18 protein-coding genes are annotated in these 20059 nt (G+C 66.4%); 16 read left to right on the top strand and 2 right to left on the bottom strand.

Annotated elements, in window-relative coordinates; genetic code table 11:
* Positions 1–10: 10 nt before the first annotated feature.
* The gene (locus AruCF_RS16000) at positions 11–2617 is read right to left on the bottom strand and encodes a [protein-PII] uridylyltransferase (RefSeq protein WP_049074275.1); all 2607 of its coding nucleotides are present in this window, start codon (positions 2615–2617) and stop codon (positions 11–13) included.
* Positions 2618–2636: 19 nt separating this feature from the next.
* Positions 2637–3458 carry a type I methionyl aminopeptidase gene (map, locus tag AruCF_RS15995; protein ID WP_049074274.1) on the bottom strand — a complete coding sequence of 274 codons (822 nt, stop codon included), beginning with the start codon at positions 3456–3458 and terminating at the stop codon, positions 2637–2639.
* A gap of 852 nt (positions 3459–4310) precedes the next feature.
* Between map and rpsB the strand changes: the two genes are divergently transcribed.
* The 16 genes from rpsB to AruCF_RS15915 all read left to right on the top strand — a co-directional run bounded on the left by rpsB (position 4311) and on the right by AruCF_RS15915 (position 20036).
* The gene (rpsB, locus tag AruCF_RS15990) at positions 4311–5060 is read left to right on the top strand and encodes a 30S ribosomal protein S2 (RefSeq protein WP_049074271.1); all 750 of its coding nucleotides are present in this window, start codon (positions 4311–4313) and stop codon (positions 5058–5060) included.
* 181 nt (positions 5061–5241) lie between these two features.
* On the top strand, positions 5242–6120 hold the full coding sequence (tsf, locus tag AruCF_RS15985) for a translation elongation factor Ts (protein ID WP_049074268.1): 879 nt from the start codon (positions 5242–5244) through the stop codon (positions 6118–6120).
* 97 nt (positions 6121–6217) lie between these two features.
* Positions 6218–6934 (top strand): UMP kinase, encoded by a 717-nt coding sequence (gene pyrH / locus AruCF_RS15980; protein ID WP_006394495.1) that lies wholly within the window; start codon positions 6218–6220, stop codon positions 6932–6934.
* Between the two features lie 15 nt (positions 6935–6949).
* Positions 6950–7510 carry a ribosome recycling factor gene (gene frr / locus AruCF_RS15975; RefSeq protein WP_049074267.1) on the top strand — a complete coding sequence of 187 codons (561 nt, stop codon included), beginning with the start codon at positions 6950–6952 and terminating at the stop codon, positions 7508–7510.
* 166 nt (positions 7511–7676) lie between these two features.
* Entirely contained in the window at positions 7677–8441 is a 765-nt protein-coding gene (uppS, locus tag AruCF_RS15970) for a polyprenyl diphosphate synthase (RefSeq protein WP_049074264.1), read from the top strand.
* A 65-nt stretch (positions 8442–8506) separates the two neighbouring features.
* Positions 8507–9364 carry a phosphatidate cytidylyltransferase gene (locus AruCF_RS15965; RefSeq protein ID WP_049074262.1) on the top strand — a complete coding sequence of 286 codons (858 nt, stop codon included), beginning with the start codon at positions 8507–8509 and terminating at the stop codon, positions 9362–9364.
* Complete coding sequence (locus AruCF_RS15960) at positions 9361–10560, top strand: 1-deoxy-D-xylulose-5-phosphate reductoisomerase (protein WP_049074259.1); 1200 nt, start codon at positions 9361–9363, stop codon at positions 10558–10560. Before AruCF_RS15965 ends, AruCF_RS15960 begins: the two co-directional genes overlap by 4 nt.
* Before the next feature lie 66 nt (positions 10561–10626).
* Positions 10627–11958: an RIP metalloprotease RseP gene (rseP, locus tag AruCF_RS15955; RefSeq protein WP_049074256.1), complete on the top strand. Its 1332-nt coding sequence runs from the start codon at positions 10627–10629 to the stop codon at positions 11956–11958.
* A gap of 53 nt (positions 11959–12011) precedes the next feature.
* On the top strand, positions 12012–14357 hold the full coding sequence (bamA, locus tag AruCF_RS15950) for an outer membrane protein assembly factor BamA (protein WP_049074254.1): 2346 nt from the start codon (positions 12012–12014) through the stop codon (positions 14355–14357).
* Positions 14358–14464: 107 nt separating this feature from the next.
* On the top strand, positions 14465–15025 hold the full coding sequence (locus tag AruCF_RS15945) for an OmpH/Skp family outer membrane protein (protein WP_054416197.1): 561 nt from the start codon (positions 14465–14467) through the stop codon (positions 15023–15025).
* A 14-nt stretch (positions 15026–15039) separates the two neighbouring features.
* The gene (gene lpxD, locus AruCF_RS15940; protein ID WP_049074249.1) at positions 15040–16140 is read left to right on the top strand and encodes a UDP-3-O-(3-hydroxymyristoyl)glucosamine N-acyltransferase; all 1101 of its coding nucleotides are present in this window, start codon (positions 15040–15042) and stop codon (positions 16138–16140) included.
* Between the two features lie 72 nt (positions 16141–16212).
* The gene (gene fabZ / locus AruCF_RS15935; RefSeq protein WP_006385190.1) at positions 16213–16668 is read left to right on the top strand and encodes a 3-hydroxyacyl-ACP dehydratase FabZ; all 456 of its coding nucleotides are present in this window, start codon (positions 16213–16215) and stop codon (positions 16666–16668) included.
* Positions 16669–17463: an acyl-ACP--UDP-N-acetylglucosamine O-acyltransferase gene (gene lpxA / locus AruCF_RS15930; RefSeq protein WP_049074247.1), complete on the top strand. Its 795-nt coding sequence runs from the start codon at positions 16669–16671 to the stop codon at positions 17461–17463.
* Positions 17460–18656, top strand: a complete 1197-nt coding sequence (gene lpxB, locus AruCF_RS15925; RefSeq protein WP_049074245.1) for a lipid-A-disaccharide synthase — start codon at positions 17460–17462, stop codon at positions 18654–18656. The genes lpxA and lpxB overlap by 4 nt, the downstream gene beginning before the upstream one ends.
* Positions 18643–19251 carry a ribonuclease HII gene (gene rnhB, locus AruCF_RS15920; protein WP_049074243.1) on the top strand — a complete coding sequence of 203 codons (609 nt, stop codon included), beginning with the start codon at positions 18643–18645 and terminating at the stop codon, positions 19249–19251. Before lpxB ends, rnhB begins: the two co-directional genes overlap by 14 nt.
* Entirely contained in the window at positions 19248–20036 is a 789-nt protein-coding gene (locus AruCF_RS15915; protein WP_049074240.1) for a TrmH family RNA methyltransferase, read from the top strand. Before rnhB ends, AruCF_RS15915 begins: the two co-directional genes overlap by 4 nt.
* Positions 20037–20059: the final 23 nt, after the last annotated feature.

Here is a 20059-nt window from a genome sequence, read left to right as displayed (position 1 = left end):
GGCGAGGCGGTCAGGCGGCCTGCTGCCGGGCCTCTTCCCCGGCCAGGGCGTCCAGGATGTCGCGTTCGAACTGCATCTGGCTGCGCGGGCGCGCCAGCGCGGCGCCGTCGACGATGAAAACGTCCTCCACACGGTCGCCCAGCGTCATGATCTTGGCCATCAGCAGGTTCACCTCGTGCTGGGCAAAGACCCGCGCCAGGGCGTGCAGCAGGCCGGGCCGGTCGGTTGCCGTGACCGACAGGCGCCACGAGGTGCTGCGTTCGTCGGGCTGCAATTCCGCCTGCGGCATGATCGGAAACACGCGTGACATGCGCGACTGGCGCCCGCGGCCGTAGTAGCCGCCACGGCCGGGCTGGACCTGGGCCGCGGCCTTGGCGTCCTTCAGGCGTTCGGCCAGTTCGTGCTCGACCAGCGTGGCCTGCGCGCGCAGGTCGCTGGCGCCTTCGGGCAGCAGCACGATGAAGCTGTCCAGTGCCCAGCCATGGCGCGTGGTGTGGATGCGGGCGTCCTGCACCGACAGCGACTTGGCGTCGAAATACCCGCAGATCGCCACGAACAGGTCCGGCACGTCGCGCGTGTAGACCATGATCTGCAGGCCTTCGCCCTGCTCGGTGGGGCGGGCCCGCACCACCGCGTGCGGCGGCGCCACCTGGTGGTACAGATGGCGCGTGTGCCAGGCGATGTCGGAGGCGTCGTGGCGCAGGAAATACGCCACGTCGAGCTGGTTCCAGAAGGCTTCGCGGGCGTCGTCGCGCAGGCCGGCCAGGCGCGTCAGGCGCGCGGCCTCTTCCTTGCGTTCGGTCAGCACCGTATGGGCGTCGGCATGGGCGCCGCCCAGCGCGGCCAGGGTCAGCTTGTACAGGTCCTCGAGCAGCTTGCCCTTCCAGGCGTTCCAGACCTTGGGGCTGGTGCCGCGGATATCGGCCACCGTCAGCAGGTACAGCGCGGTCAGGTGGCGTTCGTCCTTGACCGTGGCGGCGAAGTCCTGGATCACGGTGGGGTCGGACAGGTCGCGCTTTTGCGCCACGGCCGACATCAGCAGGTGCTGGCGCACCAGGAATTCGACCAGCCTGGCGTCCTCGGGCTCCATGCCGTGATCGTGGGCGAACTTGCGCACCTCGCGCGCGCCCAGCTCGGAGTGGTCGCCGCCACGGCCCTTGGCGATGTCGTGGAACAACGCCGCCACGTACAGCAGCCAATGGCGATCCAGGCCGGCGATCAACTGGCTGGCCAGCGGGTATTCCTGGGCGTGCTCGGGCATGGTGAAGCGTCGCAGGTTGCGCACCACCGCCAGGGTGTGCTGGTCCACCGTGTAAGCGTGGAACAGGTCGTGCTGCATCTGGCCGACGATGCGGCGGAACACCGGCAGGTAGCGCGGCAGGATGTTCAGCATGGTCATGCGGCGCAGCTCGTGCACGATGCCGCGCGGCTGCTGCAGGATCTGCAGGAACAGCTTGCGGTTGACCGGGTTGCGGCGGAATTGCGCGTCGATGCGGTGGCGCGAGTGCCAGATGGCGCGCAGCGTGCGCGCCGACATGCCGGTCAGCTCGGGATGCTGTTGCATCACCAGGAAGGCGCGCAGCAACAGCGTCGGGTTCCGCTCGAAGCCGTCGTCGCGGATGATGTCGAGGCGGTCGCGCAGGTTGCGGAAATCGTCGTCGATGTCGCGCGCGTCGCTGTCGGGGCGCGGGAACAGCCGTTCCTCGATGTTCTGCACCAGGATGCCGTTGAGCTGCGTCACCAGGCGCGCAGCCCAGTAGTAGCGCTGCATCAGCAGCTCGCTGCCGCGCCGGGTGGCCGTGGCATGGATGCCGTAGACTTCGGCCAGGGCCGGTTGCAGGTCGAATAGCACGCGGTCCTCGCGCCGCTTGGCCAGCAGGTGCAATTCGATGCGCAGGCGCTTGAAAGCCTGTTCCGCCTTGCGCAGGTCGCGCGCCTCGGAGGGAGTCAGCAGGCCGGCCTGCGCCACCGCGCGCCAGTTCTCGCCGAAGCCGGCCGCGCGCGCCATCCACAGGATCACCTGCAGGTCGCGCAGGCCGCCGGGCGATTCCTTGCAATTGGGTTCGAGCGCGTAGGGCGTGTCCTGGTAGCGCGCATGGCGCTGCTGCATCTCGACGCGCTTGGCGCGAAAGAACGCGCGCGCGTCCAGCCGCGACTGGGTGGCGGCCTCGAACTTCTTCATCAGCGCGCGGCTGCCGGCCAGCCAGCGCGATTCGAGCAGCGCGGTCTCGACCGTAATGTCGGCATCGGCCTCGCGCTCGCAGTCCTCGATGGTGCGCACGCTGTGGCCGGGCTCCAGGCCCAGGTCCCAGAGCGAGGCCACCAGGCGCTCGATCGCGGATTCGTCCTCGGCGGTGGGCGCGTGCGGCAGCAGGATCAGCAGGTCGACATCCGAATGCGGATACAGTTCGCCGCGGCCGTAGCCGCCCACCGCGGCCAGCGTGGCGCCGGCAGGCAGGGGATAGTGCTTGACCAGGTCGCGCAGCGCCGCGTCGACGATGCGGCGCAGTTCGCCCAGCAGCGTGTCGGGGCGTTCGTGCTCGCGGAACTGGGCCACCGCGGCGCGCCGGGATTCCTGGATGCGTTCGCGCAGGGTGCTGAGGATGTCGGCGGTCATGGTGGCGGACGGGCCGGGGTCAGACGGCGGGGATGACGATCGGTTCGGTGATGAAGGCGGGCGGCTTGGGCATGCCGGGCGACAGGGTCAGGACCTCGTAGCCGGTGTCGGTGACGCAGACAGCATGCTCCCATTGCGCCGACAGGCTGTGGTCGCGCGTCACGACCGTCCAGCCGTCGGACAGCTGGCGGATCTCGCGGCGGCCGGCGTTGATCATGGGTTCGATGGTGAACAGCATGCCCGTCACCAATTTCACCCCGGTGCCCGGCTTGCCGTAGTGCAGCACCTGCGGGTCTTCGTGAAAGCGCTGGCCGATGCCGTGGCCGCAGAACTCGCGCACCACCGAAAAGCCGTTGGCCTCGGCATGTTTCTGGATGGCGTTGCCGATGTCGCCCAATGTGGCCCCGTTTTTGACCTGCTGGATGCCTTTCCACATGCACTCGAAGGTGATGTCGGTCAGGCGGCGCGACAGGATCGACTGTTCGCCCACGGCGTACATGCGGCTGGTGTCGCCGAACCAGCCGTCCTTGATGATGGTGACGTCGATATTGAGGGAGTCCCCGTTTTTCAGGGCCTTGTCGCCGGGGATGCCGTGGCACACCTGGTGGTTGACCGAGGTGCAGATGGCGCCCGGGAAGGGCGGATAGCCGGGCGGGGCGTAGCCGACGGTGGCGGACTTCACCTTGAGCTCGTCGGTCAGGTATTCCAGGCAGAGGCGGTCCAGTTCCCCGGTGGTGACGCCAGGCTTGACGTAGGGGGTGATGAAATCGAGGACTTTGGCGGCGTCCTGGCAGGCCGCGCGCATCTTGGCCAGGTCGGCCGGATTGGTAATGGTGCCCATGGAATGACTGACGGATCTCGCTTGAATGTCTGCTTGAAAGAATAGTAGAATTATAGGCTTCCCTAAAATTTTGGGGAGCAATCTGGGTAGCGGCAAGCGCCGATCCCGGCGGGTGGGGATGGAATCTCCAGGCCACACCCGGTTGGTTGTCTGATTTACGTACGTTGGGCCGCGCCGCTTCTTGTGAGATCGGTGGCGGGCTTCGGAGTTTCATCGCAAGCGAAGGTTGTGGTGGGGGTTCGGGCCAGTCGCCAGGTTCCGGGAGGCACGGCGGCACAGCGGATGAGAGAAGGCGGCGGGCCGGGGCGGCGGGATGGTTGCATCGACACAGGTCGGGGCGCTGCGTGCTCGCAAGCCCGGTCATGTTTTCGAGCAGCGATGCAGGTTCAGGGTGGCTGCCGGCTTAAGTTCTTGGAAGGTTTCCAGTTCCTGGGAGTTTTCCTGAAGAACCGCCCCCGGCGACTGATGCGCGGCAGGGTCAAAAACCGTCTGGTTGAAAAGCCGGGGGGTTGAAAACCAGGGCGCGAGTGAACTGGATTTCGCTGCCAACAAAACAGGTCCGGGTGCGCTGGAAGAAACTGCCAGGCATTTCCTGGCGGGTCGGACGGTGCGATGCGTGCGGGCGGGGCAAGGCGCTTTGTCGTGGCGGCCGTCTGGGTTTATCGCGGCAGCGTAGCAGCAGGCGCCAAGGGCATCGCCCGGCGGCGTCGGAGTATTGCGGCAGTGATCGGCCGGCCCGGTTAAAATCGTTATTCATCCCGCATGTGCGGGAAATCGCGCGCAACACCACCCAGGGTGTCAGCCACAGGCTGATGCAGGTGCGGCGCAAGAAATCAACCCTTGGAGAAAGTTATGTCTTTGATGCGCGAAATGCTGGAAGCGGGTGTCCACTTCGGTCACCAGACCCGCTACTGGAACCCCAAGATGGCCCCCTTCATCTTCGGCCATCGCAACAAGATTCACATCATCAACCTGGAAAAGACGGTTGATAAGTACCAGGAAGCCACCAAGTTCGTGAAGCAGCTGGCTGCTCGCGGTGGCAACATCCTGTTCGTCGGCACCAAGCGCGCCGCCCGTGAGCTGGTCGCCGCCGAAGCCGCCCGTTGCGGCATGCCCTACGTCGATGCCCGCTGGCTCGGCGGCATGCTGACCAACTTCAAGACGGTCAAGACCTCGGTCAAGCGCCTGAAGGACATGGAAGCCGTGGTCGCCGAAGGCGGCGCCGAGCGCATGATCAAGAAGGAAGGCCTGCTGTTCCAGCGCGAACTGGAAAAGCTGAACAAGTCGATCGGCGGCATCAAGGACATGAACGGCCTGCCCGATGCCATGTTCGTGATCGACGTCGGCTACCACAAGATCGCCATCGCCGAAGCCAAGACCCTGGGCATCCCCGTGGTCGCCGTGGTTGACACCAACCACTCGCCCGAAGGCATCGACTACGTGATCCCCGGCAACGACGACTCGGCCAAGGCCATCGCGCTGTACGCCAAGGGCATCGCCGACGCCGTGCTGGAAGGCCGCGAGCAGAACCTGAACGGTCTGGTCGAGGAAATCGGCGAAGGCCAGGAAGAGTTCGTCGAAGTGCAGGACAACCAGGCCTAAGCCTGCTGTCATGTCCGGCGGTTAGTGTCAGGGGGCGGTCGCGGAATGCGGCGTGCCCCCGCCTCGCCGGCAGTGCGAAGGCGGACTCCCGCCTTCCTCATCCGCAGCTTGCGGACGTCTCATCGAATCACACCAATGCCCCGGCCCGCCGGGGCATGTCTTAGCAAAATTTGGAGCTAACATGGCTGAAATTACCGCCGCCCTGGTCAAGGAACTGCGCGAAAAGACCGATGCGCCCATGATGGAGTGCAAGAAGGCCCTGACGGAAGCCGAAGGCGACCTGGCCCGCGCTGAAGAGATCCTGCGCGTCAAGCTGGGCAACAAGGCCAGCAAGGCTGCCGCTCGCGTCACGGCCGAAGGCCTGATCGGCCTGTTCATCTCGGCCGACGCCAAGCAAGGCGCCGTCATCGAAGTGAACTGCGAAACCGACTTCGTTGCCAAGAACGACGACTTCGTCGCCTTCGTCAACAAGCTGGCCGAGCTGGTCGCCACCCAGAACCCCGCCGACGTGGCCGCCCTGTCGGCGCTGCCCTACGGCGACGGCACCATCGAATCGACCCGTACCGCCCTGATCGGCAAGATAGGCGAAAACATCTCGATCCGCCGCTTCGAGCGCATCCAGACCCCGAACGCGCTGGCCAGCTATGTGCACGGCGGCAAGATCGGCGTGCTGGTGGAATACGCCGGCGCCGAGGAAGTGGGCAAGGACCTGGCGATGCACATCGCCGCGACCAAGCCGAAGGCCCTGAACGCCGACGGCGTGAACCCGGCCGACATCGCCGCCGAACGCTCGGTCGCCGAGCAGAAGGCCGCCGAATCGGGCAAGCCGGCTGAAATCGTCGCCAAGATGGTCGAAGGCTCGGTGCAGAAGTTCCTGAAGGAAGTCACGCTGCTGTCGCAACCTTTCGTCAAGGACGACAAGAACACCGTCGAACAGATGCTCAAGGCCAAGGGCGCCTCGATCACCAAGTTCGTGCTGTTCGTCGTCGGCGAAGGTATCGAGAAGAAGACCAGCGACTTCGCCGCTGAGGTTGCCGCCGCCGCCGCCGGCCGCGCCTGATCTCGGGGTAGTCCTTACAGGCCGGCGCTAGATATTTTCTAGTCCGGCCTATTTCTTGTCTTACACTTTCGTCGGAATGTTCTTCGGGATATCACCTATGAGCAGCAGATCATACAAACGGGTTCTTCTCAAACTTTCCGGCGAGGCGCTGATGGGCGACGATGCATTCGGCATCAATCGCGCCACCATCGTCCGCATGACCGATGAGATCGCCGAAGTCGCCGCCACTGGCGTCGAGCTGGCCATCGTCATCGGCGGTGGCAACATCTTCCGTGGCGTCGCCCCGGGTGCGCAGGGCATGGACCGCGCCACCGCCGACTACATGGGCATGATGGCCACCATCATGAACGCGCTTGCCCTGCAGGACGCGCTCAAGCACAAGGGTATCGACACCCGCGTGCAGTCGGCCCTGAACATCGACCAGGTCGTCGAACCGTACATCCGCCCCAAGGCCCTGCGTTACCTCGAAGAAGGCAAGGTCGTCATCTTCGCCGCGGGCACCGGCAACCCCTTCTTCACGACCGACACCGCGGCCGCCCTGCGTGGCGCCGAGATCGGCGCGGAGATCGTGCTGAAGGCCACCAAGGTCGACGGCATCTACAGCGCGGATCCCAACAAGGATCCTTCCGCCACGCGCTACGCGCGCATCAGCTTCGACGAGGCCATCGTCCGCCGCCTGGAAGTCATGGACGCCACGGCGTTCGCCCTGTGCCGCGACCAGAAGCTGCCGATCAAGGTGTTTTCGATCAATAAGTCGGGCGCGCTCAAGCGCGTCGTCAGCGGCGAAGACGAAGGCACGTTGGTACACGTTTAAAGAAAAGGAAAATCCATGAGCGTCGCAGAAATCCGCAAATCCGCCGAAGCCAGGATGGCCAAGTCGCTTGACACGCTCAAGACCAACCTGGCCAAGATCCGCACGGGCCGCGCCCACACCGGCATCCTGGACCACGTGCAGGTCGAGTACTACGGTTCGCCCGTGCCGATCAGCCAGGTCGGCAACGTGAACCTGATCGACGCGCGCACCATCAGCGTCCAGCCCTACGAAAAGAGCATGGCCGCCGCGATCGAGAAGGCCATCCGTGAGTCGGACCTGGGTCTGAACCCCATGTCCATGGGCGATACCATCCGCGTGCCGATGCCGGCCCTGACCGAAGAGCGCCGCCGCGACCTGACCAAGGTCGTGCGCAGCGAAGGCGAGGATGCCAAGGTGGCCGTGCGCAACCTGCGCCGCGAAGCCAACGACACCTTGAAGAAGCTGGTCAAGGACAAGGAAATCTCCGAGGACGACGAGCGTCGCGCCCAGGATGACGTCCAGAAGCTGACGGACCGCAACGTGGCCGACATCGACAAGATGGTCGCCCAAAAAGAAGCGGAAATCATGACCGTATAATCCTTGCAGTGCCGGACGGGCCGATTGGCCCGCCCGGCGCCAGGATTCCTGCTTTCGCGCCGTCCTATCCATCGCTACGCGGCACGCCTGTGCGGCGATGGATCGACGGCGCGGGTTTTTCACCGTATTCCCTGTTTTACGCCGGTCGACGGCGCTTCCCGGATCCATGGCAACCAGTTCCACCCAGGCGGTTCCCGATACCCGCGATATCCCCGAGCACGTGGCCATCATCATGGATGGCAACGGCAGATGGGCGACGCGGCGCCTGCTGCCGCGCACGGCGGGGCACGCCAAGGGCGTGCAGGCGGTGCGCCGCGTGGTCGAGGCCTGCGGCCGGGTGGGGGTGCGCTACCTGACGCTGTTCGCCTTCAGCTCCGAGAACTGGCGCCGGCCCGCCGAGGAAGTGTCGCTGCTGATGCGCCTGTTCGTGCAGGCGCTTGAGCGCGAGGTTGGCAAGCTGGAAGAGCAGGGCGTGCGCCTGCACGTCATCGGCGACCTGTCGGCCTTCGAGCCGCGCTTGCAGGAACTGATCTTCGCGGCCCAGGCCCGCACCGCCCACAACGACCGCCTGCACCTGACGGTGGCCGCCAACTACGGCGGCCGCTGGGACATCCTGCAGGCCACCCGCGCGATGCTGGCGGCCGAACCCGAGCTGGCGGCGCATCCGGAGCGGGTCGACGAAGAGCGCCTGGCGCGGCATCTTTCCATGTCCTGGGCGCCCGAGCCCGACCTGTTCATCCGCACGGGCGGCGAGCAGCGCATTTCCAATTTCCTGATCTGGCAGATGGCGTACGCGGAGTTCTACTTCACCGACCGCTTCTGGCCGGACTTCGGCGCCGACGAACTGCGCCAGGCATTCGAGTGGTACCGGACGCGCGAGCGCCGTTTCGGCCGCACCAGCGCCCAGCTCAACGAGAGCAGCGGAAAATAGTCCGGCGCTCCGCCTGCCACGCGCCGTACGGGGCAGCGCCGAGTCGACCCTGAGGAGACCGTCATATGTTGGGCCAGCGTATCGTTACCGCCGTCATTCTGCTCGCCGTCCTGGCCGCCGCGATGATGAGCGCCAATCCCTGGTGGTTCGTGGCGTTGCTGGCGCTGGCCGCGGCCTGCGCCAACTGGGAGTGGCTGCGCCTGACGCTGCCGCAACCGCCGTCGCCGCTGATCGCCGCCGGCATTCCCGTTCTGCTGTTCGCGGCCATGCTGGCCCTGGCGTCGGCTTGGCTGGCGGGCAATCGCGCCGGTCTGGCCGATCCCGACTGGATCCTGCGCTACGCTACACCGCTGGTGGTGGTGGTCTGGCTGTTCGGCGCCACCGCGGCAGTAGTGCGCGGCCGTTCCGACGCCGCGCCCGCCAGCCTGGGGTGGTCGTTGTTCTCGGTGCCGGCCGCTTTCGTCGCCTGGGCCGTGCTGGCGCAGTGGTACATGGCGCGCGGTCCCGTTTTCGTGGTGTCGCTGCTGGCGCTGGTCTGGGTGGCCGACATTGCCGCCTATTTTGCCGGCCGCGCCTTCGGCAAGCGTAAACTGGCGCCACGCGTCAGCCCCGGCAAGACGGTGGCCGGCGCCGTGGCCGGCGTGCTCGGCGCGGTCATCTGGATCGGCCTGTCGAGCCTCTGGGACGGCACTTATGGCCACGCCCTGGTGGCGCGCTGGACGTTCTGGCTGGCCCTGCCGATCGCGGCGCTGCTGGGCGTGCTGTCCATCATTGGCGACCTGTTCGAATCGCTGCTCAAGCGCCGCGCCGGCCGCAAGGATTCCAGCGCGCTGCTGCCCGGCCATGGGGGCGTCTACGATCGCATCGACGCTATCCTTCCGGTCGCGCCCTTCGCGCTAATTTTGTCTGGAGTGTTGTTTTGACGGCTTTTCAACGCGTCGTGGTGCTGGGGTCGACCGGTTCGATCGGCGAAAGCACGCTGGATGTGATTGCCCGCCACCCCGATCGGCTGGCCGTGTATGCCTTGTCCGCCTATAGCCGCATGCAGCGCCTGGCCGAGCAGGCGCTGGCCAGCCGCGCCGCGGTGGTGGTGGTGCCGGATGCCGAGGCGCGCCGGCAGTTCGTTGCGGCCTGGCCTGCGGGTCGGACACTGCCCGAGATCCGCGTCGGCGCGCAGGCCCTGGCCGACACCGCGGCCGACCCGCAATGTGATTCGGTCATGGCCGCCATTGTCGGCGCCGCGGGGCTGCCCGCGGCCCTGGCGGCCGCGCGCCAAGGCAAGCGGGTGCTGCTGGCCAACAAGGAAGCGCTGGTGGCGGCGGGTTCGCTGTTCATGCAGGCAATTCGCGACAACGGCGCCGAACTGCTGCCGATCGATAGCGAACACAACGCGATTTTCCAATGCATGCCGCACGGCGGCCGTGCCGGCGCGCCAGATGCGCCGGCCCCCGGCGTGCGCCGCTTGTTGCTGACCGCCTCGGGCGGCCCGTTCCGGGGCCGCGACCTCGAGGATCTGCACGATGTTACGCCGGCGCAGGCCTGCGCCCACCCCAACTGGAGCATGGGCCGCAAGATCTCGGTCGATTCGGCCACCATGCTCAACAAGGGCCTGGAGGTGATCGAGGCGCACTGGCTGTTCGCCATGCCGGCCGACCGGATCGAGGTGGTGGTGCATCCGCAAAGCGTGATCCACTCCATGGTGGAGTACGACGACGGCTCGATCCTGGCGCAACTGGGCCAGCCCGACATGCGTACGCCTATCGCCTACGGCCTGGGCTTCCCCGAACGCCTGGACAGCGGCGTGGGGCCGCTCGACCTGACGCGCCTGGGTCGGCTCGATTTCGAGAAGCCCGACCTGGCGCGTTTTCCGTGCCTGGCGCTGTCGTTCGCGGCGCTGCGGGCCGGGCAGGGCGCCTGCATTGCCCTGAATGCCGCCAACGAGGTGGCGGTGGAGGCCTTTCTGGCGGGCCGCCTGGGCTACACCTGGATTGCGCGGGTTATCGAGGCGACCCTGGAGTGGCAGGTGGGGCAATCATCTGTTACGCTCAATAGTCTTGACGATGTGCTGGCGCTGGATGCCGCCGCGCGCGCCTACGCCGGCAATCTGGGCCTGGCGTAATCGCGCTCGATTGCGTATCAGCGCCCCGGCCCGCCTCGTCGCCGATTCCTGGATTTCCTGACCCCGATGCTTTTCACCCTGCTGGCCTTTGCCGTCGCGCTTGGCTCCCTGATCATTTTTCATGAGTTGGGGCATTATTGGGTGGCGCGCCTTTGCGGTGTGAAGGTGCTGCGATTCTCGGTCGGCTTCGGCAAGGTCATCCTGCGCCGCACCGACCGGCATGGCACCGAATGGGCCCTGTCGGCGCTGCCGCTGGGCGGCTACGTCAAGATGCAGGACGATGCTCCGGCTGGCGCCAGCCCGGCCGAGGCGGCCGGCGCCTTCAATAACAAGCCCGTCGGCAAGCGCATCGCCATCGTTGCCGCTGGTCCCATTTTCAATCTCATCCTCGCGGTCTTCCTGTATGCCGGCCTGAACATGGCGGGCACCGAGGAGCCGGTGGCCGTCATCGCCCAACCCGCTGCCGGTACGCCCGCGGCGCGCGCCGGGTTGGCGGCGGGCGACCGCATCCTGGCCATCGACGGCCAGGAGGTCGCGTCGTGGTCGGACGCCCGCTGGCGCCTGATGGACGTGATGGCCACGGGCGGTCGCACCCAGATCGAAGTCGGCGCCCCCGGTGGTGCATCGCAGCAACGGGAACTGGCCCTGCCGGCCAACGCTATGGATCCGGCCGGCGGCGATCCGCTGCTGGCCGCCGGCATCCGCCTGGCCCAACCCAAGCCCGCCGTGCGCGTCGTCAACGATGGCGGCGAAGGGCAGGCGGCCGGCCTGCGTGCGGGCGACCTGATCCTGGCCGTCGATGGCCAGCCCACGCCGGACACCGGCGCGCTGGTAAAGCAGATCCAGGACAGCGCGGGTAAGACGCTGGCCCTGACGCTGGCGCGCGATGGCGCCCAGATTTCCGTTAATGTCACGCCGCGCGCCGAAACGGTCAACGGCCAGGTCATCGGCCGGCTCGGCGTCCAGCTGGGCGGCGACGTGCCCATGGTGACGGTGCGTTATGGCGTGTTCGACAGCCTGTGGCGCGGCGCGGTCCGCACCTGGGACACCGCGCTGTTTTCGCTGCGCATGATGGGTCGCATGGTGACGGGCGACGTCTCCTGGCGCAACGTCAGCGGCCCGGTCACCATCGCCGATTATGCGGGCCAGACCGCCCGGATCGGCATTGTTGCTTATATCGCTTATATCGCGTTGATCAGCATCAGCCTTGGCGTACTAAATTTGCTGCCCATTCCTATGCTGGACGGGGGCCATCTGCTGTACTATCTCGTCGAAATTGTGCGGGGCAGTCCGCCGCCCGCACGGTGGATCGATATCGGACAGCGCGCAGGCATTGGTTTATTGGCAAGCCTGATGGGGCTTGCGCTGTTCAATGATTTCACGCGCTTGTTTACTTAAGCGCCAATTAGCATAAAATCCCCCGCCATTTGCACGACCGAGGATACTCAAGGATGTCTTTTCGCCGGATGTTTCATCACAAAAAGGGTGTACTGCCGGGCGTAGTGCCGAGTCTGATCGCCGCATTGCTGCTTCCAGGCATGGCTCACGCCTTCGACCCTTTTGTCGTGCGGGATATCCGCGTAGAGGGGATCCAGCGTACCGACGCGGGTACCGTCTTCGGTTATCTGCCGGTCAAGGTGGGTGAGAAATTCACCGAGGAAGAAGCCACCGAGGCGATCCGCCGCCTGTATGGCACCGGCTTTTTCACCGACGTGCAGATCCAGACCGACAATAATGTCGTGGTCGTGGTGGTCCAGGAACGTCCGACGATCGCATCCGTGAATTTCAACGGCATGCGCGAGTTCGATTCCAAGGCCATTACCAAGTCGCTGGGGCAGGTGGGTTTTGCCGAAGGCCGCATTTTCGACCGCTCGATGCTCGAGCGCGCGGAATATGAGCTCAAGCAACAGTATCTGTCCAAGGGCAAGTACGGCGTCGAGGTCACCTCCACTGTGACGCCGCTGCCGCGCAACCGCGTCGGCGTGAGCTTCGACGTGTTCGAAGGCTCGGTCGCCCGCATCCAGGAAATCCGCTTCGTCGGCAACAAGGCCTTCTCCGAAAGCGACCTGCTCGACGAATTCAAGCTGACCACGCCGGGCTGGCTGACCTGGTACACCGATACCGACAAGTACTCGCGCGAAAAGCTCGAGGGCGACCTCGAACGCCTGCGTTCGTTCTACCTGGACCGCGGCTACCTCGAATTCACGGTCGAGCCGCCCCAGGTGACGATCTCGCCCGACCGCAAGGACATCCGCATCACCATCACGGTTCACGAAGGCGAGCCGTACAAGGTGCGCAGCGTCAAGCTGGCCGGCAACCTGATCGGCCTGGACAAGGAAATCAACGCCCTGGTCAAGATCAAGCCGGACGAGACCTTCTCGGCGGCCAAGGCCAACGATTCGGCCAAGGCGATCACCGACTACCTGGGTGAACTGGGCTACGCGTTTGCCAACGTCAACCCGAATCCGCAGCTCGACCGCGCCAAGCACGAGGCCGACCTGACGTTCTACGTCGATCCGAGTCGCCGCGTGTACGTGCGCCGCATCCAGATCGGCGGCAACACCCGCACGCGCGACGAAGTCGTGCGCCGCGAGATGCGCCAGCAGGAAGCCGCCTGGTACGACGCCAAGGACATCAAGACTTCGCGCGACCGCGTCGACCGCCTGGGCTACTTCAGCGACGTCAACGTCAAGACCGATCCGGTGCCGGGTTCGCCCGACCAGGTCGACGTCAACGTCGACGTGAAGGAAAAGCCCACCGGCATGATCAACCTGGGCGTGGGCTACGGCTCGTCTGAAAAGGCGATCCTGTCGGCCGGCATCAGCGAAGACAACGTGTTCGGCAGCGGCACCAACTTGACGCTGCAGCTGAACACCAGCAAGAGCAACCGCGCGGTGGTGCTGTCGCACACCGACCCGTACTGGACCAAGGACGGCATCAGCCGCACCACGTCCGCCTACTACCGCGTGACCGAGCCCTGGAACAACAACGACGGCGATTACCGCGTCAAATCCATGGGCCTGGGCATGAACTTCGGCGTGCCGATCTCCGAATACGACCGGATATTCCTGGGCGCCAACCTCGAGCGCAACCAGATCGATCTGTTCTCGAATTCGCCGCTGGCCTATCGCAACTTCGTCAATCAGTACGGCGACTCGACCAACTCGGTGATCTTCACCGCCGGCTGGTCCAACGACACCCGCGACAGCGCCCTGGCGCCGACCAAGGGGTCGTACACCCGCTTGAAGAGCGACTTCTCGACGGTCGACCTGAAGTACTACATGCTCACCGGCCAGCAGCAGTACTTCATCCCGCTGGGCGGCTCGTACACCCTGGCGCTGAACGGCATGGTCGACTGGGGCCAGAGCTACGGCGGCAAGGACTACCCGATCATCAAGGACGTGTACGCGGGCGGTATCGGCACGGTGCGCGGCTACGAAGGTTCGTCGCTGGGTCCGCGCGACCCGGTCACGGGCGACTACCTGGGCGGTTCGCGCCGCATCGTGGCCAACGCCCAGCTGTATCTGCCGTTCCCGGGCGCCTCCAAGGATCGCACGCTGCGCTGGTTCATCTTCAGCGACGCGGGCCAGGTGGGCGCCGGCAGCGGCCTGTCTTGCACCAACGGCAAGCCCGGCAGCGAGGTCGACGATCCTTGCGGCTGGCGCTTCTCGGCCGGTATCGGCCTGTCGTGGCAGTCGCCGATGGGTCCGTTGCAGCTGTCGTATGCCCGTCCGCTCAACGCCAAGCCGGGCGACGACAAGCAGAGCTTCCAGTTCCAGATCGGGACCGGGTTCTAACCGGCGTTACGCTTGAAAACAAGGGAGGGGCCCGCCGGCCCGGCCCTTTTGCCGTTTAGTGGCACAATACATACTTTGGCTTTGCCTTACTGGAAGGTGAGATTTTCATGATGTCTGACTTCGCACTTAAATCATCGAATACGCCGCGTGCCAACCGCCGTGGCAAGCTGGGCGGCTCCATTGCCCTGGTGGGTGCGCTCATTCTCGGTTCCGTCGCGGCGGTGCCCGCTCAGGCTCAAAACACCAAGATCGGCTTCGTCAACACCGAGCGGATCCTGCGTGAGTCCGGTCCGGCCAAGACGGCGCAAAGCAAGATCGAAGCCGAATTCAAGAAGCGCGACGACGAGCTGCAGCGCCTGAACTCCAGCCTGCGTTCGCAAGCCGAAAAGTTCGACAAGGACGCGCCCGTGCTGTCGGAATCCGACCGCGTCAAGCGCCAGCGCGAACTGTCCAACCTGGACACCGACCTGCAGCGCAAGCGCCGCGAGTTCCAGGAAGACTTCAACCGTCGCCGCAACGAAGAGTTTTCCAGCATCGTGACGAAGGCCAACGAGGCCATCAAGCGCATCGCTGAACAGGAAAACTACGACCTGATCATCCAGGACGCCGTGACGGTCAACCCGCGCATCGACATCACCGACAAGGTGATCCAGAGCCTGGGCAAGTAAGTCGCAGTCGCCGTATGCCGGTTCTACTGGATCTAGCCCGCGCCCCGACGCTGGAAGCGCTGCTGAGCGCGGCCGATACGCAGGGCATGGGCTGGCGCATCAGCGCGCCCGCAGGCGCCGCGGAGCCCCTGCGGGTCCGTGGCATCGGCACCCTGGCCTCGGCCGGCGGCCAGGAAATCAGTTTCCTGGCCAATCCGAAGTACCAGAGCCAGCTCGCCGCCACCCAGGCGGGGGCGGTGATCGTCTCGACCGAGGTGGCCGAGGCGCTGGAAGCCGCTGGCGCCGACCGGCCGCGATTCACGCTGGTCGCCTGCAAGCATCCCTACCTGCTGTACGCCCGGGTGGCCCAGTGGTTCGACGCCGCCCGGCGTCCGGCCCTGCCGGCCGCCACGCATCCCTCCGCGGTGGTCGCGCCTGACGCGCACATCGAGGAAGATGTGCGCATTGGTCCGAATTGCGTGATCGAGTCGGGCGCGCGCATCGGCCGCGGCAGCGTGCTGGGCGCAGGTTGCGTCATCGGCGCCGGCTCCTCGGTGGGCCCCGGCAGCCGCCTGCATGCCCATGTCACGCTGTACGAAGGCGTGAAGGTCGGGGCACGCGCCATCATCCACAGCGGCGCGGTGCTCGGCGCCGACGGCTTCGGTTTCGCGCCGGACTCGTCGTTGGGGCAGGGCGCCTGGGGCAAGATTCCGCAACTGGGCGGGGTGACGGTGGGCGACGACGTCGAAATCGGCGCCAACACGACCATCGACCGCGGCGCGCTCGAAGATACCGTGGTGGGCAACGGCGTCAAGCTGGACAACCAGATCATGGTAGCCCACAACTGCCGCATCGGCGCATACACCGCCATCGCGGCGTGTGTGGGCGTGGCGGGTTCGACCACCATCGGCGAACGCTGCACCATTGGCGGCGCCGCCATGCTCTCGGGACACCTGACCCTGGCGGACGACGTGCACATTTCGGGCGGCACCGCGGTGACGTCCAATATTTCCAAGCCTGGCCGCTATACCGGGGTGTACCCGTATGCGGATCATGGTGAATGGCAGCGCAACGCCGCCGTGATACAACAGTTGGCGCAATTGCGCCGCCGCGTGCGGACGCTGGAAAAAGACTAGGGCGCAGCCACGCCGCCCTGGGCGCGTCCGGCGCCGCAAGATTTATTTCATTTCGCAGGAATTCACAGAAAAATGGAACTCGACATCAAGGGGATCATGGAGAGGCTGCCGCATCGTTACCCGATGCTGCTGATTGATCGCGTCGTCGAAATGGTGCCCGGCAAGTCCATCGTCGCCATCAAGAACGTCTCGATCAATGAACCGTTTTTCAATGGCCACTTTCCCCATCATCCGGTGATGCCTGGCGTGCTGATCGTGGAAGCCATGGCCCAGGCTTCGGCCCTGTTCTCGTTCACCGACGAGAACGGCGGCCTGAAGTGCGAAGGCGCCAAGACGGCTTACTACCTGGTGGGCATCGACGGCGCGCGTTTCCGCCGCCCGGTGGTGCCGGGCGACCAGTTGCGCATCGAGGTCGAAGCCGAGCGCCTGAGCCGCAGCATCTGTAAATATCAGGCGCGCGCCACGGTGGATGGGCAGGAAGTGGCGTCGGCCAAGCTCATGTGCGCGATCCGTAGCCTGGAAGAGTAAATGGCAGGAAACATCCATCCTACCGCCGTCGTCGATCCGGCGGCGAAAATCGACCCCAGCGTGGTCATCGGCGCGTTCTGTGTCGTGGGACCCGATGTAACGATCGGCGCCGGCACCGAGCTCGGCCCGTATTGCATGGTCGATGGCGTGACCACCATCGGGCGCGACAACCGGTTCTACCGGTATTGCTCGATCGGCGGCATGCCGCAGGACAAGAAGTACAAGGGCGAGCGCACCCGGCTGGTCATCGGCGACCGCAACACGGTGCGCGAGTTCGTCACGCTGAACACTGGCACGGTGCAGGACGGCGGCGCCACCACGCTGGGCGATGACAACTGGATCATGGCCTATGTGCACGTGGCGCACGATTGCCACGTTGGCAACAACACCATCCTGGCCAATTCCGTGCAGCTGGGCGGCCACGTCCACGTGGGCGACTGGGCCATCGTCGGCGGCTTGACCGGCGTGCACCAGTTCTCGCGCATCGGCGCCCACAGCATGACGGGCGGCAACAGCTCGCTGATGCAGGACACGCCGCCGTTCGTGCTGGCCGCGGGCAACCCCTGCCGGCCGGTCGGCGTCAACGTCGAAGGCCTGAAGCGCCGCGGTTTCACGCCGGCCCAGGTGTCGGCGCTGCGTGACGCCTACAAGATCATCTACCGCCGCGGCCTGTCGCTGGACGACGCGCGCGCCGAACTGCGGGCCCGCCAGCAGGCCGAGCCCGAAGTCGCCGAGCACCTGCAGACGCTGCTGGATTTCCTCGACGTCGCTTCGCGCGGCATCATCCGTCCATGAGCATGCGGATCGGCATGGTGGCCGGCGAGCCTTCGGGCGACCTGCTGGCCGGCCGCATCATTGCCGGTTTGCAGGAGCGCGCGCCGGGTGTGCGGTGCGAAGGCATTGGCGGTCCGCAGATGCAGGCGCGCGATTTCGATACCTGGCATCCGATGCATGCGCTGACGGTGTTCGGGTATGTGGATGCGCTCAAGCGCCTGCCGAGCCTGCTGCGGACCTATCGCGACGTGTCGCGCCGCTGGCTGGCCGAGCCGCCGTCGGTGTTCGTCGGCATCGATGCGCCCGATTTCAACCTGCGCCTGGAGCACCAGTTGCGCCAGGCCGGCACGCCCACGGTGCATTTCGTCGGCCCGTCGATCTGGGCCTGGCGCTACGACCGCATTCACAAGATCCGCGAGTCGGTCTCGCACATGCTGGTGCTGTTCCCGTTCGAGGAAGAGATCTACCGCAAGGAAGGCATCCCGGTCACCTATGTCGGCCATCCGCTGGCTGGCGCCGTGCCGATGCAGCCCGATCGCGCCGCCGCGCGCGCGCGGCTGGGCATCGACCCGGATGCGCGCGTGCTGGCGATCCTGCCGGGTAGCCGTTCGTCCGAGATCCGCCTGCTGGCGCCGCGCTTCCTGCAAGCCGCGCAGATGCTGCAGAAGCGCGATCCGGCGCTGCAATGCGTGGTGCCGATGGTCAACGACCAGCGCCGCGCCGAATTCCAGGCGATCCTGGCCAAATACCCGGTGCCGGGGCTGCGCTGCGTCACCGCCCAGGACCTGCACGGGGCGGATGGCGATCGCCAGGCCCCGGTGGCGTGGTCGGTGATGGAAGCCAGTACCGCGGTGCTGGTGGCCAGTGGCACCGCTACTCTGGAAACGGCGCTGTACAAGCGGCCCATGGTGATTTCCTACGTGCTGTCGCCGCTGATGCGCCGCATCATGGCCTGGAAGTCCGGCCAGGAGCGGCCCTACCTGCCGTGGGTGGGACTGCCCAACGTGCTGCTGCGCGACTTCGCGGTGCCCGAACTGCTGCAGGACGACGCCACGCCGGAGAAGCTGGCCGAGGCCACCTGGACCGCGTTGACCGACGAGGCCCTGGCGGCGCGCATCGAGGCGCGCTTCACGGCCTTGCACCAGGAACTGCTGCGCGACACGCCGGCGCTCGCCGCCCAGGCGATCCTGGAGGTGGCCGGTGGAGCAGCCTGACCTGTTTGCCGCGCCGGCGCAGCCGGCGCTGGTGACCGCCGGCGTCGACGAGGCCGGCCGCGGCCCGCTGGCGGGCGCCGTGTACGCGGCCGCCGTGATCCTGGACCCGGCGCGTCCCATCGACGGCCTGGCCGACTCCAAGGTGCTCAAGGCGGCGACCCGCGAGGCGTTGGCCCTGGAGATCCAGGCACGCGCCCTGGCCTGGTGCGTGGCCAGCGCCAGCGTGGCCGAGATCGACAGCCTGAACATCCTGCGCGCCACCTTGCTGGCGATGCGCCGCGCCGTTGAAGGCCTGGCGCTGGCGCCCCAACTGGCGCTGGTGGACGGGAACCAGGCCCCCAAGCTGGGCTGCACGGTGCAGACGGTGATCAAGGGCGACGCCCTGGTGCCGGCCATCTCCGCCGCGTCGATCCTGGCCAAGACCGCGCGCGACGCCGATCTGCTGCGCCTGCACACGCTCTATCCGCAATACGCCTTCGACCAGCACAAGGGCTACGGCACCGCGCTGCACCTGCAGATGCTGCGCGAACACGGCCCCTGCGCCGAGCATCGCCGCAGTTTCGCGCCCATCAAGGCCTTCAACCTGGTCCCATGAAACACATCAGCTCCCGCGACAACCCCGCGGTCAAGGCGCTCGCCAGGCTGGCTGGCACGGCCGGCAAGCGCGGCGCGCCTGTGCTGCTGGACGGCGTGCATCTGTGCCAGGCGTGGCTGCAGCATCACGGCGCGCCGGATCAGGCCATCTTCGACGTCGAACGGCTGTCGCAGCCCGATATCGCGGCGCTGGCGGAGGCGGTGCCGGATGCCCGTTGCCTGGCGCTGGACGCGCGCCTGATGCAAGCCTTGGCCAGCGTCGAAAGCGGGCAGGGCGTCGCCTTCGTGGTGACGCCGCCGCAGCCATCGCCGCCCGAGGCGGTGGAGGAGAATTGCGTGCTGTTCGATCGCATCCAGGATCCGGGCAATGTCGGCACCTTGCTGCGTACCTGCGCCGCGGCCGGGGTCAAGCGCGTGTTCCTGGCCACCGGCACCGCCGCGGCCTGGTCGTCCAAGGTGTTGCGCAGCGGCCAGGGGGCGCACTTCGCGCTGGCGATCCACGAGCACGTGGACTTGCAGGCGCTGCTGCCGATCCTGCGCGTGCCGCTGGTGGCGACCGCCCTGGAAGGGGCCGAGGACCTTTACGCGGGGCGCCTGCCCGAACGCTGCGCCTGGGTCTTCGGCCACGAAGGGCAGGGCGTGGCGGCCGATCTGCTGGCGGCGGCGCGGCTCAAGCTGCGCATTCCCCATGACATTGCGGCGGTCGAATCGCTCAACGTGGGCGCGGCCGCCGCCATCTGCCTGTTCGAACAGCGCCGCCAGGCGCTGGCGGCCGGGGCGCGCTGACACCGTCCCATCTTTCCGTGCGG

The sequence above is a fragment of the Achromobacter ruhlandii genome (assembly GCF_002082135.1).
Lineage (GTDB): Bacteria > Pseudomonadota > Gammaproteobacteria > Burkholderiales > Burkholderiaceae_B > Achromobacter > Achromobacter ruhlandii.
Note: the sequence above shows the minus strand (reverse complement) of the source record. Positions and strands in the feature narration are given on the sequence as shown.

Bases quoted from the DNA above. Each gene is read 5' to 3' on its own strand.
- AruCF_RS16000 (WP_049074275.1), bottom strand. From the start codon at position 2,617: ATGACCGCCGACATCCTCAGCACCCTGCGCGAACGCATCCAGGAATCC.
- map (WP_049074274.1), bottom strand. From the start codon at position 3,458: ATGGGCACCATTACCAATCCGGCCGACCTGGCCAAGATGCGCGCGGCC.
- rpsB (WP_049074271.1), top strand. From the start codon at position 4,311: ATGTCTTTGATGCGCGAAATGCTGGAAGCGGGTGTCCACTTCGGTCAC.
- tsf (WP_049074268.1), top strand. From the start codon at position 5,242: ATGGCTGAAATTACCGCCGCCCTGGTCAAGGAACTGCGCGAAAAGACC.
- pyrH (WP_006394495.1), top strand. From the start codon at position 6,218: ATGAGCAGCAGATCATACAAACGGGTTCTTCTCAAACTTTCCGGCGAG.
- frr (WP_049074267.1), top strand. From the start codon at position 6,950: ATGAGCGTCGCAGAAATCCGCAAATCCGCCGAAGCCAGGATGGCCAAG.
- uppS (WP_049074264.1), top strand. From the start codon at position 7,677: ATGGCAACCAGTTCCACCCAGGCGGTTCCCGATACCCGCGATATCCCC.
- AruCF_RS15965 (WP_049074262.1), top strand. From the start codon at position 8,507: ATGTTGGGCCAGCGTATCGTTACCGCCGTCATTCTGCTCGCCGTCCTG.
- rseP (WP_049074256.1), top strand. From the start codon at position 10,627: ATGCTTTTCACCCTGCTGGCCTTTGCCGTCGCGCTTGGCTCCCTGATC.
- bamA (WP_049074254.1), top strand. From the start codon at position 12,012: ATGTCTTTTCGCCGGATGTTTCATCACAAAAAGGGTGTACTGCCGGGC.
- AruCF_RS15945 (WP_054416197.1), top strand. From the start codon at position 14,465: ATGATGTCTGACTTCGCACTTAAATCATCGAATACGCCGCGTGCCAAC.
- lpxD (WP_049074249.1), top strand. From the start codon at position 15,040: ATGCCGGTTCTACTGGATCTAGCCCGCGCCCCGACGCTGGAAGCGCTG.
- fabZ (WP_006385190.1), top strand. From the start codon at position 16,213: ATGGAACTCGACATCAAGGGGATCATGGAGAGGCTGCCGCATCGTTAC.
- lpxA (WP_049074247.1), top strand. From the start codon at position 16,669: ATGGCAGGAAACATCCATCCTACCGCCGTCGTCGATCCGGCGGCGAAA.
- lpxB (WP_049074245.1), top strand. From the start codon at position 17,460: ATGAGCATGCGGATCGGCATGGTGGCCGGCGAGCCTTCGGGCGACCTG.
- AruCF_RS15915 (WP_049074240.1), top strand. From the start codon at position 19,248: ATGAAACACATCAGCTCCCGCGACAACCCCGCGGTCAAGGCGCTCGCC.